Source organism: Mesorhizobium sp. WSM3224 (assembly GCF_000427725.1).
In the GTDB taxonomy this organism is placed as follows: domain Bacteria; phylum Pseudomonadota; class Alphaproteobacteria; order Rhizobiales; family Rhizobiaceae; genus Mesorhizobium.
The window spans coordinates 108871-124916 of record NZ_ATYO01000017.1; the positions used below are offsets into that span (position 1 = coordinate 108871).

Annotated in this window: 13 protein-coding genes; 3 read left to right on the forward strand and 10 right to left on the reverse strand. The window is 62.9% G+C overall.

What is annotated here, in order from left to right; genetic code table 11:
• Positions 1–193 precede the first annotated feature (193 nt).
• The 3 genes from tssI to YU3_RS0123210 are packed head-to-tail and all read left to right on the forward strand — an operon-like array spanning position 194 to position 4039.
• Positions 194–2518, forward strand: a complete 2325-nt coding sequence (gene tssI, locus YU3_RS0123200) for a type VI secretion system tip protein TssI/VgrG (protein WP_027168482.1) — start codon at positions 194–196, stop codon at positions 2516–2518.
• A 10-nt stretch (positions 2519–2528) separates the two neighbouring features.
• Positions 2529–2954 (forward strand): DUF6484 domain-containing protein, encoded by a 426-nt coding sequence (locus YU3_RS0123205; RefSeq protein WP_027168483.1) that lies wholly within the window; start codon positions 2529–2531, stop codon positions 2952–2954.
• Between the two features lie 23 nt (positions 2955–2977).
• Positions 2978–4039, forward strand: a complete 1062-nt coding sequence (locus YU3_RS0123210) for a HEAT repeat domain-containing protein (RefSeq protein WP_027168484.1) — start codon at positions 2978–2980, stop codon at positions 4037–4039.
• Between the two features lie 59 nt (positions 4040–4098).
• On the opposite strand, the gene YU3_RS0123215 is transcribed toward YU3_RS0123210, so the two are convergent.
• The 10 genes from YU3_RS0123215 to tssJ all read right to left on the reverse strand — a co-directional run bounded on the left by YU3_RS0123215 (position 4099) and on the right by tssJ (position 16045).
• Complete coding sequence (locus YU3_RS0123215) at positions 4099–5001, reverse strand: type VI immunity family protein (RefSeq protein ID WP_027168485.1); 903 nt, start codon at positions 4999–5001, stop codon at positions 4099–4101.
• Positions 4998–5513: an SMI1/KNR4 family protein gene (locus YU3_RS0123220; protein WP_027168486.1), complete on the reverse strand. Its 516-nt coding sequence runs from the start codon at positions 5511–5513 to the stop codon at positions 4998–5000. Before YU3_RS0123220 ends, YU3_RS0123215 begins: the two co-directional genes overlap by 4 nt.
• 21 nt (positions 5514–5534) lie before the next feature.
• Positions 5535–6503 (reverse strand): DUF4150 domain-containing protein, encoded by a 969-nt coding sequence (locus YU3_RS39575; RefSeq protein WP_084508242.1) that lies wholly within the window; start codon positions 6501–6503, stop codon positions 5535–5537.
• Positions 6503–7561 carry a beta-ketoacyl synthase N-terminal-like domain-containing protein gene (locus tag YU3_RS0123230; protein ID WP_027168487.1) on the reverse strand — a complete coding sequence of 353 codons (1059 nt, stop codon included), beginning with the start codon at positions 7559–7561 and terminating at the stop codon, positions 6503–6505. The genes YU3_RS39575 and YU3_RS0123230 overlap by 1 nt, the downstream gene beginning before the upstream one ends.
• Positions 7558–8547 carry a DUF2169 domain-containing protein gene (locus tag YU3_RS37265; protein ID WP_245273626.1) on the reverse strand — a complete coding sequence of 330 codons (990 nt, stop codon included), beginning with the start codon at positions 8545–8547 and terminating at the stop codon, positions 7558–7560. Before YU3_RS37265 ends, YU3_RS0123230 begins: the two co-directional genes overlap by 4 nt.
• Positions 8548–8712: 165 nt before the next feature.
• The gene (tagF, locus tag YU3_RS0123240; RefSeq protein ID WP_027168488.1) at positions 8713–9255 is read right to left on the reverse strand and encodes a type VI secretion system-associated protein TagF; all 543 of its coding nucleotides are present in this window, start codon (positions 9253–9255) and stop codon (positions 8713–8715) included.
• Positions 9237–12779 (reverse strand): type VI secretion system membrane subunit TssM, encoded by a 3543-nt coding sequence (tssM, locus tag YU3_RS0123245; RefSeq protein ID WP_027168489.1) that lies wholly within the window; start codon positions 12777–12779, stop codon positions 9237–9239. Before tssM ends, tagF begins: the two co-directional genes overlap by 19 nt.
• A 1-nt stretch (position 12780) precedes the next feature.
• A complete protein-coding gene (gene icmH, locus YU3_RS0123250; RefSeq protein WP_027168490.1) occupies positions 12781–14109 on the reverse strand; it encodes a type IVB secretion system protein IcmH/DotU in 1329 nt (442 codons plus the stop codon).
• A 4-nt stretch (positions 14110–14113) separates the two neighbouring features.
• Positions 14114–15448 (reverse strand): type VI secretion system baseplate subunit TssK, encoded by a 1335-nt coding sequence (gene tssK, locus YU3_RS0123255; protein WP_027168491.1) that lies wholly within the window; start codon positions 15446–15448, stop codon positions 14114–14116.
• 144 nt (positions 15449–15592) lie between these two features.
• The gene (gene tssJ / locus YU3_RS0123260) at positions 15593–16045 is read right to left on the reverse strand and encodes a type VI secretion system lipoprotein TssJ (protein ID WP_027168492.1); all 453 of its coding nucleotides are present in this window, start codon (positions 16043–16045) and stop codon (positions 15593–15595) included.
• Between the last annotated feature and the right edge of the window lies 1 nt (position 16046).

Below are 16046 nucleotides of genomic sequence, written 5' to 3' on the forward strand. Positions count from 1 at the left end.
GCGGGAGAGGAGTGTTTCACACCGGCGCATGGGCGCTGTTTAGCCATCGCTGTTATTTGGCCTCCATCAAACATGTGCTAGGTTGGCGGCCGTACGGTGCGGTGAATTCGAACGTCCCGAACGTGATGCAGTTAATAGAGCGGGGGCTTCAAACCATCACACTGGCGGCCGCGTCGAGGAGGGGGTACGACCCATGCCGAACGAACGTGCCACGGTTGTACAGACGCCGGCGGGCGCCGACCTGACCTTTACCCATCTCATCGGTCGCGATGAGATCAGCCGTTGTTTCGCCTATACCGTCGGCTTCGTCAGCAAAAACCGTGACGTCGATCCGCTGAAGATGCTGGGCGGTGTCGTTTCGGTCGAAGGCGAATCCGACCCGAAGCGATGGTTCAGCGGCCTTGTGTCGGATTTCAAGCTTACCCGTATCGAGGACCGACTGGCCTTCTACGAGGCCACCGTCAGGCCGTGGCTCTGGTTCCTCGGCCACACCACCGATTGCCGTATCTTCCAGAACATGACGGCGGTGGAGATCGTCGAAAAGATATTCTCGAAATACGGCATCGCCAAATGCGAGAAGCGGCTGCAGGGGTCCTACCCCCAGCGTGAGTACTGCGTTCAATACGACGAGAGCGATCTCGATTTCGTGCAGCGGCTGCTCGAGCACGAAGGCATCTTCTATTTCTTCGAGCATGACGAGGGCAAGCACACGCTGGTGCTGTGCGATGCGATGAGCAAGCTGAAGCCGGCGCCCGGTTACGAGAAGGTGCTCTATAATTTCGAAGGCCACGGCTCGCGCCGCGACGTCGAATACATCACCGAATGGATCCCGGGCAGCGCGGTTCGGCCGGGCGCCTACGCCCATACGGATTATGATTTCGAGAAGCCCGGCGCCGATCTGATGGCGAAATCCGCCCAACCCTTTGGCCACAAGGAGGCCGCAGGCGAAAACTATCGCCAGCCCGGCGCGCATCTCGACGTCGGCCGCGGCGACACGATCGCGGGAATCCGCCGCGAGGAACTTCAGGCGGTGCACCAGCACAGCACGGCGGTGGGCACGGTGCGCGGCCTTTTTTCCGGCTGCAAGTTCGCGCTGGAAAGTTTTCCGCGCGACGACCAGAACCAGGACTATCTGGTGGTCAGCGCCGAATACCGGCTGTTCGACCCGGGCTATCGGACCCAGAACGAAGCCCATAGCGAGAATTTCAAGGTGGTGCTGGGCGTGGCGCCAACCAAATTGCCCTACCGGCCGCCGCGCATCACGCCGCGGCCGATCATGCGCGGACCGCAGACCGCGACGGTGGTCGGCCCTTCGGGCGAGGAAATCTTCACCGACAAATATGCGCGTGTGAAGGTGCAGTTCCATTGGGACCGGATCGGCAAGAAGGACCAGAACTCTTCCTGCTTCGTGCGTGTGTCGCAGACCTGGGCCGGCAGCAACTGGGGCTTCATCCAGATCCCGCGCATCGGCCAGGAAGTCATCGTCGATTTCATCGAGGGCGATCCGGACCTGCCGATCATCACTGGCCGGGTCTACAACGCTTCGCAGATGCCGCCCTATGGGCTGCCGGGCAACGCCACGCAGTCAGGCTGGAAGTCGAATTCCTCGAAAGGCGGCGGCGGTTACAACGAGCTGATGTTCGAGGACAAGGCGGGCTCCGAGCTGGTCAATTTCCAGGCGCAGAAAGACCACCACCTGCTGATCAAGCACGATCGCAACAAGACGGTCCAGCACGACCAGTCCGACCGCATCGACCACGACGCCAAGCACTCCGTCGGCCATAACCTCGATGAAGACGTCGGCAACAACAAGACGGTCAAGATCGGCGTCGACCAGACCACCAACATCGGCAGCAACGACACCGAGACGGTGGGCGCGAACCGGTCATTGACGGTGATGGCGAACGAGACGATCCACGTCGTCGCCAATTCCACGGAAAACATCGATGCGAACCACTCGCAGACGGTGGGTCTCAACCAGACCGTCACGGTGGGTATCGCGCGCGTGGACACGGTGGGAGCAGCGGAAGCGAGGACCGTGGGCGCCTCGCAGACCAACACCATCGGCGCGTCGCGCTCTGTCACGGTGGGTGTCAATCAAAGCCACAGTATTGGTGCAGCGGACAGCTGGGACATCGGTGCCGCGCAGACCGTCAATGTTGGCGCGGATCAAAGTGTGACCATCGGCAGCAACCAGACGTTCAACGTTGGCGCCGGCCGTAGTGCCAGTATCGCGGACGATGATGCCACGACGGTTGGAGGCGCCCATTCGCTGACTGTCGCCAAGGACAGCGGGATCAGCGTCGGCGAAGACAGTTCGATCAAGGTTGGCAAGAAGTTGGTGATAGATGCCGGCGACGAAATCTTGATCCAGTGTGGTTCGGCCAAAATCATGATGAAGAAGGACGGCACGATCGGTATCGAGGGGAAGGACATTTCAGTGAAGGGCTCAGGCAAGATCAGCATCAAGGCCTCTAGTGACATCACGATGAAGGGCTCGACGATCACTGAAAACTGAGGGCGTCAAAATGAGCGAGACAAGGGAACGCATCGAAGGGGTCGTGATAGGGATTTTTCTGGGGTTCAATGAGGGAGCCCCGTTGGTTGTTTTCCCCGGCAATCCACAAGAGACCGCGGTTCCGGCCCGCAGCCTAACCGAGCTTGTCTCCGACATGATCGGCGCGGAAGTCGCCCTGCTTTTTCAGGATGGCGATCCCCTCCGCCCGTTGATTGTCGGGCGCATCGTTGAACCGCCCCGAAAGGCTTCATCGCCGCAGGTCATCCGTGACGGTGAGAGTGTGCGCATCGTGGGAGAGGAGCGCGTCGAGCTGCGCTGCGGCAAGGCGACGATCCTCATGGAAAAGGACGGCCGCATCACCATTCGCGGAACTTACGTTACCAGCCAGGCGAGCGCCGCCAATCGCATACGCGGCGGCTCGATCGATCTCAACTGATGTCGGCCTCGGCTCGAAGCAAAATGAAGGGCGCGCCGGACCGGCCTGTGGTTCCGGATGTCGTCAGGCAGCATGCCGAGCAGGCCGCGTTCTTCTGGGCGCAGCGCGACACGTTAATGTTGGGCGATCCGCCCGACCTTCATGTGGTCGCCGGCGTAGACAGACGCTTGGAAGCGAACCTCGATGGTCTGCGCATCGCTGGACCGGCCGCTTGGCCGTTCGTCGTCGCCGCCTATAAGGATTTTCCCGAGAAGGGCGAACTGTTCCTCTACGGATGGATGTCGATCGAAGAGGACAATGATCGCCGCGTCGCTGAGGCGATCGAGCTCGGCCGTCAAAGCACGGACGAGGCTCGTGGATTGGTCGGTGCATTGGCATGGCATAAGCCTGCAACGATAGCTCCTTTCGTGCGCGACTGGATCGGCGCGCCGGATGCATTCAAGCGATTTTTAGGCGTGTCGGCTTGCCTTGGCCATAACGCTAATCCGGGACAATTGCTGGCGCGCCTCGTCCGCGACCCGGACATGCGCGTGCGAGCCGCCAGCCTGCGCCTCGCCGGAAAATTGAGACGGACCGACCTTGTAGGGGAATTGCGGGCGGCGCTTGAGGATGGCGAAGAGCAGCCGCGGTTCTGGGCTGCCTGGGCGTTGACTGAACTCGGCTCTGGTGATCTGGCTAGCCCACGACTGCGCGAAGCGGCGGTGAACGGAGGCCCCGACGCACTGACTGCCCTTCGGGCGGCGATTAAGGCCGCGCCAGACCAGGATGTGCGGTCGTGGATGGGCGGACTGCTGAAATCACCCAAAACCGCGCCACTGGCGGTTCGAGGCGCTGGCATGCTGGGCGATCGCACTCTCCTCCATTGGCTGATACATCAAATGCGTAGTCCGGCGCTGGCCGCTGCTGCTGGCGGCGCCCTACTGGAGCTATTTCCCGAGTCCCGCGAGGCTGACCTGTTCACAACCGATCCGGGCCAGGTGGATCAGGCCTTCAGCGATCATTTTGGGGATCAGTTCGCAAGGGTACCGTTTGCGGACAAGGTCAAGGCGTGGGGCAGTGCCACCGGCTGGCTGGCGGCTTCCTGACGTAGGTCGTACTGAAATTGCTATAAGGCGAACCGCCGCCCTTCCGATGAAAAGCTGCGCTAGCTAGACGTAAATCTGTGCAGCCACTGAACTGAGTTGTCCTCGGTCCACCGGTTTCCGCCAAAGGAGCCGTGCGCCACGATTTGCGCTGGAAGAAGTGCCTTGGCGAGCCTGGCTTCCGGTTGAAAGTCCTCGCGCCGGTTGAGGTCGATGAGTGCTGGACTGGGTCGGGTTTGGTATATCGCGCCTGTCGGAATCTGCCTATGGGCGTGAGCGGCACGGCGTGCCGCCGATTGAACTTCAGGGAACTCCTCCAGCACCGAAGCGCCCAAGAGGGTAAGCCAGGATATGCATTTGAAACGGTTGCCGAGCCAATTGACGGTCACATCCTGGTTCCATGCTTCCACGCCCCAATATCTTCGGCATACCGCATACATATGGTCGAATGCGTCGACATCGTCGGGCCACGGCTGAAGTACAAAGCCACAGCTGCCGCTGGTGAATGGCGCCAGAGCCGCAACGTCCGACACAAACGCCTGAAGGTCGGCCTGATCATAGTCATGTGGGAACTCGAAGCGGCAGAAGCTCGACTTGTTTGGCTCACTCACGGGTTTGTAGCTGTGGAAGACGAACAGAAAGGCACCGAGCAGATTGCCATCATCGAAGGCGTACCCCCATTCCAGTGTCCGGTAAAAATCCGGCAGATATTCATCGAGAAACCTGCGATGCACCGTTTCGTCGAATTCCTCGATGAATGAATCCGACCAGGTCGCCAGATATCTGCGCATCCTCTTGCCGAAGCGCGACATGTACAGGTCGTAGATGCGGCTGATATAAGTGATTTCGACGGGACGATCGAAATAGAGAACGAAAACAAGTTTGAGTTCCCACCGCGGGATATTCTCGTCGAAACGAGTTTCGACCTTGAGGAAAGTATCCGACGGCCGACGGGTGGAACTCATCGCGTCAGACCTTTCCGGTCCGCCTTGTGGCGTGCAATATCTTTCTCGAGTTCGGCTCTCCGCGATTCCAGATAGGCTACGAAATCCTGATGCTCCTTGCGGATGCCACCGGAATCGAAGTCCACGACATCGATTTTCCCTTTCCTGCTTGCCCTGAAGGCAACGGAGTGAGCATCGCTGTCGGCCTGAGCGAAGATGAAGATCTCACCATCTCTGAACATCTCCGCATCGACAAAGATCTCGTCCATTTCTGGGTTATCGAGGATGTATTTGGTCGATAACAAGAAGACGTTGGGTGCATCCAGATTGTCGATGCCATCGTGCCTGCGGAGCAGATTCAGATAATCATCCGGAAGAGGATGGCGCCAGAGCTTTTTCAGCTTCTCGATGCTCTGCTCGTTCGCTCCCGGCCTGAATACCGGCTCTCTCTTTATCCTGAAAAAAGATCGATGCTCGATGGCTCGATCGGCAATCTGTTTTACAAGCGAAAGCACAGTCTCGTCACTGGACATGGATTTTCTCCTTGCAGGCAATCATGAATCCGGAGGACCATCCGGACACTGGCAGCTCGGATGCGCGCGGATTGGTAAGCCATCGTGATCGCCCGAGTTGTCGCGGTTGTATCGGCCCATGGCGGCGCCGATCGTGGTGTTCACCCGTGTATTGAGCATCTTGAAGTTGCGCATGCTGGCGAGTGGGCCGCCGAGCGCTGCGTCATGCAGGTGATCGGCATTGAAGGGCGCGTTTGACCCGCCTTCTGTCGGGTTTGACGGCCTGGGGTTCATGTCGTTCCATTCCTTGGCCGCGCATGGATGCGCGAATTGGCTCTCCATCTTGTTCTTCTTGTCGGCGGCGCGCGCGGCGAAGCGTTCGGTATATACCGCCTTGTAGGAATCATAATCCGACTGGCTGTAATCGACCCTTCGAAGGGATTTGCCCTTCGGCGTGTTTACACCGCGATTCAGCCTGGCGCGGTCAAGAGATGCCACCTTGGCGCAAAGCTGTTTGCACATGCAGGCGGTCCATTTCTTTTTTCCCCGCTTCTTCATCTTCTTGTCGCATCGGATGTTGAGCATAAAGCAATCGGTTGCCTTAAGCGGATCGACATCTCCTGCAAGGTTCACGGTATTCTTGTCGTTGTGGAATTTTTTGTCGGTGTGGCGGCAGGTGTTGCCGCCGTCCATCTTGACGTCGAACGAATAGGTGATCCAGTCGGTCGCCTTCTTGAAGACGTTCGACTTGACGCCTCCGACCGTGCCCGGCTCATCGCCTGAACTCATCGCGTATTGCGAGCCCTTGATGGCGATCATCTTGCCCCCCTTGGCCAGAACCGTCGTGGTGCCGTCCTTTAGCGTGCTCTGGTTGGCGATGTTGGGGTAAGGCAAGGGAATAGGACCGCCGGGGCTGGGGGTCTTGCAGACGTCGGGGATAGTCGCGATCGACAGGCCGATCGTGCCTTTGTAGGTCAAGCCAAGATTGTTGACGACGATATGAGTGGGCATCAGCCGACCCTTCTCGGTCCGCCGAGCAATACGGCTGCTCGAGCGCCGTTCTCGGAGCTTGCCCAGATCAGCGACAGCGGGCCGGCCTGATAGCCGCGCGCGTCTGCTTCCGTGACCAGGCTGATGAACAAGGCCCCCGATGCCGCGCCGACATCGCCCCAGCAATCGGCGGGTGTCTCGAAATCGGCGGCATCCTTGAAGCGCCCAGGATTGCGGATGACGGCGAATCCATACTCGTTGCCGCGATAGCGCTCGCCGTTCATGTCACAGATGATGCGATCGACTTTGTCGATCGGCGCATCCTGGAAAAGCGAGCGGAAAGCCGCGCCCAGGCCCTCTCCCAGCACGACGGTTTCGGTTTTGATTCTATTTTCCTCGCTGGCGATCGAAGCGCCGACGATTTCCAGCAACGGGACAAGTCCGTGAGCGCGCGCTGCCGCATGCGTTGTCAGCAACGCAAACCCGGCCGCTTCGCCTGGGCAGAAACCGTAAGTGGTCGTCTCCGAATGAAGCTGCTCGTTCTCGTCCAGCCATTCCAGCGTTTCCGGTTCAAGATAGCTGTCGACGCCGCCGACAAGGCAAAGCTTGGCTCGGCCGTCCCGCAACGATTTACATGCGTGATAGATCGCGAGTAGGCCGCCGGCATGACCGCCCGCCGTCGAGCCGCCGCCCTCCAGGACGACATGCTGCGCCAGGCGTTGGCGAAGACGCGTATCGACCTGCGCGGCGAACCCTTCCGGCTGCCCTGGCCGGGGTTCACCAGTGGACAGCACGAGCGTCACCGGCAGGGTGGCGCCCGATTTCAGGAAAGGCCGCAACGCGTCCAAGGCCGCCGATTGCGCGATCTCGACTATCCGGTCGGCCCCGCGCAGATCGACGTCGACACCGGTATCGCGTGTCACCTTCATCCGCTCGCCGTACCGGTCGATCATATAAGGATGGTCCTGGATGGCCGAGATTCCGGCACGCACCGCCGCAGCGCTGGCGGCCGCGTCAAACCCCAGCGGTGTGCGCGCTCCTACGCCGACAACGACGATCGTGTCCCCTTTCGCCATCATTCGTCTTCTTCGTCCGCCAGCCAAACACCCGTCGCCGCGATCGTTGGAGAAATACCGGTGCGCTCGCGGATGCTCAGCGTCGTCTGCTTCAGGCGCTCCTCGTCGAACGGCACCGGCAGCGTCGACATCCACGTGATCGAGAACTGCCTGAGGTCGGGCTTGATGCGAAGCGTGTGAATGATCGCTTCGCCGTTTTTGCGATCAGGCCGGTTGTAGAACTCAGTGTTCATATCGAAGGTGATGCGCGGCAGCAGGAACTGCCAGAAGCCCTCCTCCGTGAAGTTGCCCAATCGGACGGCCTCATAACCGATCAGGGGGGTCTGGGTTTGCTGATCCTCGGGCGCGCACTGGAAGTACATACGGTCGAAATCGCGGGGTAAAAGCGGATCGCGGTTTTTTTCCCACTCCTCGCCATAGGTGCCGGCATATTTTATGCGCGGCTGCCAATGCCGTGCCACCGCGCCGAAGCCGGCCGGCCTGCCGCTTCTGTGATCGCGATAGGGAGCGTCGGGATATTCGAAATTCGGTCCGCTTTTGCCGATCAGGCGCTGCGGGTCGACGGCAAATCCTGTGCCTACAGGATTGCGCTGGTCCCAGTCCGGCTTCGATGCTTCCATATCCGTGCCGCCGTAGGTGCGGCGCCAGCTGATCGGCATTTTCGTAAATGGTTCAGACCGGCCCAATCGCACGGATACCGGGCCGGGCATGAACACGCGGTTGCCCACCGCTTTTACGCTCTTGTCGACATCGCCGACCTTGATGCGCGCCACGCTTTCGACGTTTGGGCGGCCATCGGGTGTGTAGATGTGCCCTTCGATCAGAATATCTGTGTGCCTCTTCTCGAGGTTAAGGTCGGTCTCGTCGAGAAGCTCGTTGGGATCCGAGCCATAGACGGGCGCCAGGTTCACAGGCGTCTGGTCCTTCAAGAGTCGCTGTTTGCCGTCCGGATCGATCTCGAACGACGCCTTGATCGCGATCAGCCACACCTCGTGGCCGCGCTCGTCACGCGTCCAACTCTCCTGGGCAGCGAACGGCGTATCGTTGGACAGTATCCACATTTTGACAACGCGTCCCTAGGCAAGCAACGGGCCTCAACCACCTTCAAAAGAACCAGCTTTGGAAAACATCCTCTGTGCTCAATTTCACCTGCATCAGCTGGTCTCCCAACTCGCGGCAAAGATCTGCTCCAGCGTCGGCTGCGGCGCCTGCGCATCGACGTCGAAAATATCGGAGTGCGCTGTCCACGCCACGAGATCGTCGATGACATCGCTTTCGCCACCGACAAGCGAAACCGACAGTCCGCCCAGCGCCGCTTCCAGCTCGTCCGGCGTCAGCTCGCCCCGCTGCGCGGCGAAGGCGGCGGTTTCAATGCCTTCGAACCACACGTCCGCGTAGGCCAACTTCAGCGGTGCTACGGGGAGCAGCACGACGACGCTCAACGGAAACAGCCGGCCGACCCGGTCCGCGCTCTGTACAATGACGCCCATCGAGGCGCCGAAGAAGGCGGGGCCAGCCAAGAAACGCAGCGCCATGCTCTGGGGCCAGGTTTCCATCCCAAACAGCGGCACGATGTTCTGCGCCAACCAGCGGTCCCATACGCGCACGAAATCCGCCGGCAGCCGCCGCGTCACGAAATCGCCGGTGGCGGGCATTTTGCCGTAAAAGCCGGGCGTGATCAGATCTGCGGCGGACATGTGAACTTCTTAAACATTTCGAGTGTGTACGGGTTCTCGACGCTGGCCGCCTTGAGCTCGAAATCGGCCCACATCCCCTTCGTGCCGAGCCGCAGGCTGTAGACGTCGGTGAGCTTGGTCGCGTTGAAGCGGCCGCCGCGCAGCATTCTCAGCCACGCCCAGCTGCCGGTCTCGTTGAGCATCACTTCGGGCGAGCCGTCGACCGGCTGGAAGGCCAGCGAGATCACGCCGGTGCCGTCCTTGCCGGGCCACGTCATCGGCTGCGGCCTGGTCGCGTTGTTGTAGTAGGCGAGGTTCTGGCCGTCGAGGTTGAGCGTCACCCTCGCCACGTTGGGCGACAGGTCCTTCGGCTCCAGCGTGAAGTTCATCACCGGTCCGGTGCCGCCGGGAAACAGGTCGTCGCGGATATGCCGCGCCTGCTCGAACGCCGCCAGCGCCGCCGGGTCGAGGCCGAAATCGGCGCGCCATTTCCACGGCTCGCTGGCGGTGTCGACATAGTTGATCAGATGGTCGTTGGTGAAGGCATCTATCAGGCCGGTCGGCCCGAACAGGCGCTGGAAATCGCGCACATTGACGTCGACCGCGCTGTCCGGGCTGAACGGATAGCGGTTGTTGAGCGCCGCCTGGCAGAAGGGCAGTATGTCCGCCCGCCAGATAGCGTTGAGCTCGTTGGTGACGGCCTTCTGCGACAGGCCGCTGGTGTCGCCGGCAATGCCGCCCAGCCAGTCGTTGATCGGCGAAGGCAGGATCTGCGCCTGCCTGGCGACAGCGCCCGTCAGTTCGGCGAGGCCGCCCTGCTTCTTGATCGCATCCTGCGGGTTGGGGTTTGCGGTCACCGTCTGCAGCACGTTGGACAGCGCCGTCAGCGCCACGACGGCGGCGTCGAGCGCCGGCGGCTGGCCGTCGACCTGGGCGATCGTGCCTTTGAGCGGCTTGAAATGTTCGGCCACCAGGCTGCCGGTCATGTCCACCTGGTTGGCGGAGCCGGCGCGCGGCAGGAGCTTGGCGCCCGTGGTCACCACCTTGCCGAGTTTGCCGAGCTTGCTCAACAGCTTCGACCCGGTCTTGGCGGCGCCGCCGCTCTTGTCGTCGGCAGGTGCCTCGTCGGAGCGGGTCAGGTCGGTCTCCTGCACCACCGCGGTCAACAAGCGCTTCAGCGCGGAGTCGGCGCTCGACAGGTCCTTGAGGTTCTCGCTGGCGACGTTGAGGTCGGTCAGCGGCGCCAGCCGCATGTCGCGCAGGAAGCTATCCCATTGCGCGATATAATCGTCGTAATAGAGCTTCAGGATGTCTTCCGACAGCGCCGAGACCGACGTCTCCGAATTCTCCGAGCAGCCGCCGGCGAACACCGCCCGGTCGAGCGCCGCCTGTCCCGCGACATCCTCGACCCGATCGAGGATCGCATCATGGAAGCCGGCATAGGTGTAGGGGCCTGGAACGCCGACACGCAATGTCTTGTCCGAGCGGCGCGCGAACACTTTGGCGCCGTTCGGTCCGGCGAAATTGGCCGGCACCCATTCCTTCGCCGCAGCCACTTCGGGGTCGGCCAGAAGCTGCTTGTAGGCGCGCTCCGGCAGCGAGATCGTGCACACTGTCTTCAGCGCCTCGGCGACCAGCTCCTTGTCCGGCGCGATGTAGCTGTCGTCGACCGCCATGCGGCGGATCGCGGCGAGCTGATGCTCTTCGGCGTCCGCGGTCGGGAAGGGCGCAGCCGGCGCGAATTGCGGCAGGCTGTTCACCCACCAGCTCTGCACGAAATCGGTGTCCATCTGCGACAGGCCGGTCATCATACGGTAGGTCTTCAGCGCGCCGAGCATGAAATCCGGATCGCGGATCTGCCGCCACATCGTCGCTTCGAGCAGCGCGACCATGTGCGGCTCCAGCACATTGCGTAGCGCATGGTCATAGGTGTCGGTCTGCGCGCGCACCAACTCGGCTGAGGCTGTCGGGCCGAGCAGGTTGTGAACAGCATCCGGCGGCGCGGTTCGAGCCGCCGCCACAGCATCCATCGCCGCCAGCGCGCCGTCCATCGTCGGCTGCTCGACCGCGGCCGGCATGGCGGCGACGTCGGTCAGAGGCTGCTGCAGCGCTTCGAACTGGCCGGCCTGTTCGGTGATCGCATAGCGGTTGTCGAGATAGGACCAGGTGAACAGTCCGCCGGCGAGCAGGGCCGCGAGCGCGCAGGCTGCGGCCGCTCCGCGCCAGATCCAGGCGCGGCGACGCTGCGCCAGCGGATCGAACATGCCGAGACCGGCCTCCTTGAAGATCACCTCGGTGAGAAGGTTCCTGAGGAAGAAGCTGCGCTTCTCAACGCGCGCCGCCGGCATGGCGCGGCGCGGCGGCAATCCGAAGGAGGATGACAACGCCGCGGTCAGCCGGTCGATCGGCGCGCCTTCCTGCGTCGCCGAGGTCAGATAGAGGCCGCGCAGCCAGGCGGCTTCCTCGTAGCGGCTCTCGCCGAACATCGCCTCGATCAGCGCCTGGATCGGCTCGGAGAGGCTGGCCAACTGCGCCGGGAAGCGGAAGATTTCGGCACGCTGGCCGAGCTTGTCCTCGTCCTCGAGCCGGGGCACCAGCCGCCGCTCCAGTTCGCCGGCAAGTCTGCCAAGTTCTGTCTGGATCGTGCCGGCGTTGACACGGGCGTCGAGCGGAAAAGTCGTGCCCCACACCTGCTCGCGCGCCGTCGTCGACAGGCCGCCGAAGAAGGCTTCGAAGCCTTTGATCAGGTCGGCCTTGGTCAGCATCAGGTAGACCGGCAGGCGGATTTCGAGCCGATCGTTCAGCTCCGCCAGCCGGCGGCGGATCTTGCGCCCATGCGCCTTGATCGCCTCGTCTCCTTCCGAGAGCGCGTCGATCGACAGCGCGACGATGACGCCGTTGAGCGCACGCCGGCCCCGGTGCTTTTTCAAAAGGTCGAGGAAGCCCAGCCATTCCGCCGCGTCGACGTCCGGCTGGCTTTCCTGCTGGACGTAGCGGCCCGCCGTGTCGATCAGCACCGCGTTCTCGGAGAAGAACCAGTCGCAATTGCGCGTGCCGCCGACGCCCTGCAGATCGTCGGTGAGGTCGATCGGGAAATTGAGGCCGGACTGGCGCAATGCGGTGGTCTTGCCGGTGGCCGGCGGTCCGACGATGACATACCAGGGCATCTCGCGCAGGAATTTTCTGCCGCCGAGCTTGCGCCGCTTCAGTTCCGCCATCACCTCGCCGAACTTGGCGCCGACCGCCGCGACGCTCTCTTCGCCGGGCGTCAGCTGCTTTTCGGCCACGGGCGCCGCGATCTCGGCGACGAACATGCGGTTGGCGCGGATCGCGCGGCGCTGCGCGATGATCAGCCAGATCAGCCACAGGATCACCAGCCCGGCGATCATGGCGATGCGCACATTGTCGGATTCGAACGGTGCGTAAGGGCCGACCTGCACGATCGGGCCGAACACCCAGATCAACAGCGAAAGCAGCGCAATGCCGATCAGCGTCCACAGAAATCGCGAGGTGATGACTGCCCAGAGGAAGCGCAGGATGAACATCTCAGAGCCTCTTCTCGACCAGAACCTCGACGCGCCGGTTGAGCGCACGGCCCTCGCGCGTCGAGTTGTCGGCCGCCGGATCGGTTTCGGCGCGGCCTTCGGAAGAGATACTCTCCTGCGGCACGCCTGCTTGCACCAGAAGCTTGGCTATGGTTTCGGCGCGCGCCTCCGACAGACGCTGGTTGCTGGCAAGCGGGTTGGACCTTTGCAGGCGCACATTGTCGGTATGGCCAACGACGGTGATTTTTCCGATCAGCTCCTTGTTGTCCAGGATCACCTTGGCGATCGCGGCGATCAGCGGCTCATAGCCTTGGGTCAGCGTCGGCCGCGAAGACTGGAACAGCTCGGGGTTGGAGGACTGAACGACAAGCTTGGCCAGTGAGACGCTCTCGGTGCCGCTGAGCGCCCCCTTGAGATTGTCCGGCGCTTCGGCCTTGAACTCGGGCAGCAGCGCGAAATCGACCGGCTGCGGCGCTTCGGGTTCAGGGGCATCCTGCTTGGGCGCGGCGCGGGTGACGTCGCCGCGCGAGGCCGGCGGCAGCGTGCGTACCAGCGCGGAGAGCTCGACCGCCTGGCTGCTCAAGCCCATCGACAGGCCGATATAGGCAGCGGCGGCAACGACCATCGCGGCAAGCGCCATCACCCAGATCGGAACGATGAAGCGCTGCGGCTCGTCGGAGGCGATCACGCCTTTCCAGTTCGGCGACAGCGGCGCGTCCTCGGCGTCGGCGTCGCGCAGGAAGCGCGCGGCTGCGACACGCACGGCATTGAGCGACCGGTCGCCCGCGCGACCCGGCACCCGATACTTGCCGCGGAAGCCGAGCGCCAGGCAGTAATATTGCAGCTCCAGCATCTCGCGGTCGCGGTTCGGATGGCGCTCCAGCTCGTCGAGGCGGGTGAAGAACTGGGTGCCGGCGTCGACGTCGCCGCGCAGCATGACCACCAGAGGCTGGCGCGGCCAGGCGCTGGCCCCGCCCCACGGCGTGTTGAGCGCGAGATCGTCGAGCAGCGCCGCTACCGCCCAGGCAGCCTGGTCGGCGCGCTCCAGCGATGAACCCGCGGCAATAGCGGCATCGCGGGCCCGCACCAGCTCGTCGAGCAGGCGCGTGCGCATCACTTCCGGGTTCTCCGGCGCCAGCGCGCTTTCGAGCTCCGGCGCGAATTCGAGCAGCGGCGCGAAGATGTTGATGAGCGTGTTGGGATGGGCACGCGCCCGTTTGACCGGCGCGCCCGGCGCCAGCGGCGCCATCGGCCGGGGCGCGGCGCCCGTCAGCCGGATGCGTGTGCGCTCGCGATCCTCCGACAGTCCGAAAGGATCATCCCGGCTCATGGCCTCACCTGTTCACCGAATAGCAGTCGACCTGCGGCTCGCTCGGCAGCACACCGGAAACACCGATGACGAAGCCGGGGGCGTCGAGCAGCGAGGCCCAATGCTCGCTCTTCTGGTCAAGCTCCAGGCATAGCCGGTCGCCGTCATAGGGGATTTCGCGCGGCTGCGAATGGAGCGGTTTCAGCGGAATGCCGGGCAGGCGCGACTTCCACAGCCCTTCGAACTGGTCGGCCGAGCCGACGGTCGCCTGGTTGACGAAGATCTTGCGCAGCGCGTCTTCCGACAATTCCGATCCGACACGAATGACGATGCGGCTGGCGACCAGGAGCTTCGGGTTGTCGATGCGCACCTTCCAGACATTGGTGGCGTGACGCATCACCGGCAGCGCGCGCGATTTCGGCTCGATGTAGCGCAGGCTGAGGATCAGCGAACGCAAGGCGTCGGCCAGCGCCATATAGGCGGGGCCGGGCGCCATATGGTCGTAGGCCGGCAGTTCGCCGAGCCGCCGCGAGCTCGAGCCGTAGGTGGCCATCTCTCCGGCGAGGCCGGCAAGTTCGAGATAGAGCTCGGCCGGATGGAAGACGTCCTGCGCCAGCATATGGGCAAGCCGCGGGCGAGCGGCATTGGCAAGGTGCAGCATCAAAAGATCTTCGACGCTGCGGCCGGCGCCGCCCATCACCATCTTGCCATGCGCCTCGGCGATCTGGTCGAGGCCGGTGACGACCTCCTGCAGCAATTGCCGGTACCAGTGGACCGCGCCGGTGATCAGCGTCGGCGGCAGGAAGGTCTCGTCGAGCGAAATGCCGCCGTCGGCGCGCACACCTTTGATGTCGGCGATCGGCAAGGCTGTATAGCCGCCGACCGATTTGCCGGGCGCAAGCAATACCGCTTGCGGCCGGGCGATTTCGATGTCTTCCGGGTCGGCGCCGCTCTGGACGGCATCGCGCACGGAGACGATTTTGCCGTGGTAGCGCGCGCCGGTCGATTGCGCATGCGCCGGATCGAATCCGACGCCGCCGGGCGGTTCGAGCGGCAGCGCGACCAGCACCGGCCCGGCGCCGGTGTCGGCCGTCACCGGCAACGGCTTTGGCGCGTCCATCAGTTCCGGGATGGAGAAAGGGGTGCCGTCCGGGAAGATGCCCCGGGCGGACACGATCGAGACCTGGCCGGTATCGAGCAGCGACTGGTCCAGCGTCAGCTGCTGGAAACCGAACGTATGGAGCTGCCCGGCCTGCAGCGCGCCGCGCACCATGCCCTCGAAGAACCGATCCTGCTGCTGGAAGTGCTGGGTCCTGAGAAACAGGCCCTCCGACCAAAGCACCCTGTTTGCATCGCTCATGCCGTTACTCTCTGCACTGTCCTGCCGCCTTGTCGTCGCGCCGCTAAACAATTCCAGGAAAAGTGTGAAACGTTTTTTCCGTCGGAATTGCGTAAAAACAATGAGATAGAGCGGTTCGCCGTTTCCTGGAAACGGCAAACCGCTCTAGGCGGAAATGCCGCCCTTGCCGAGACTGACGTTGATGGTGAATTTCGATCCCGGCGATACCGACTTGGTCGTGCGCCAGTTGCGTCCGCCGGGCTCGCGGATCAGCGCCACGAAGCCGAGTGCCGTCGCATTAGGCTCGACTGTGATGGTCTTTGCCGCGGTCTTGCCCGGCGCGACCGAGATCGCGTCCGAGCCGATGAGGTCGGCCCCGAGCGCCGACCCGGCATCGCCCTGCAGCGCGAAATAATCGGCCGAATTGAACTTGCCGGTGCTGGCAAGCCGCATCACCAGCACGGTCACCGGCCGGTCGCCGCCGCCCGGTCCCGGATTCATGCCAGCGCCGCCGGTTATGTTGACCGAGACAACCGATGGTTTCGGCGGGCCGCTCTGGCAAGCCGCAAGCAGCCCGGTCGCGCCGATGGCAACGATGAATTCGCGTCTGTCGATCATG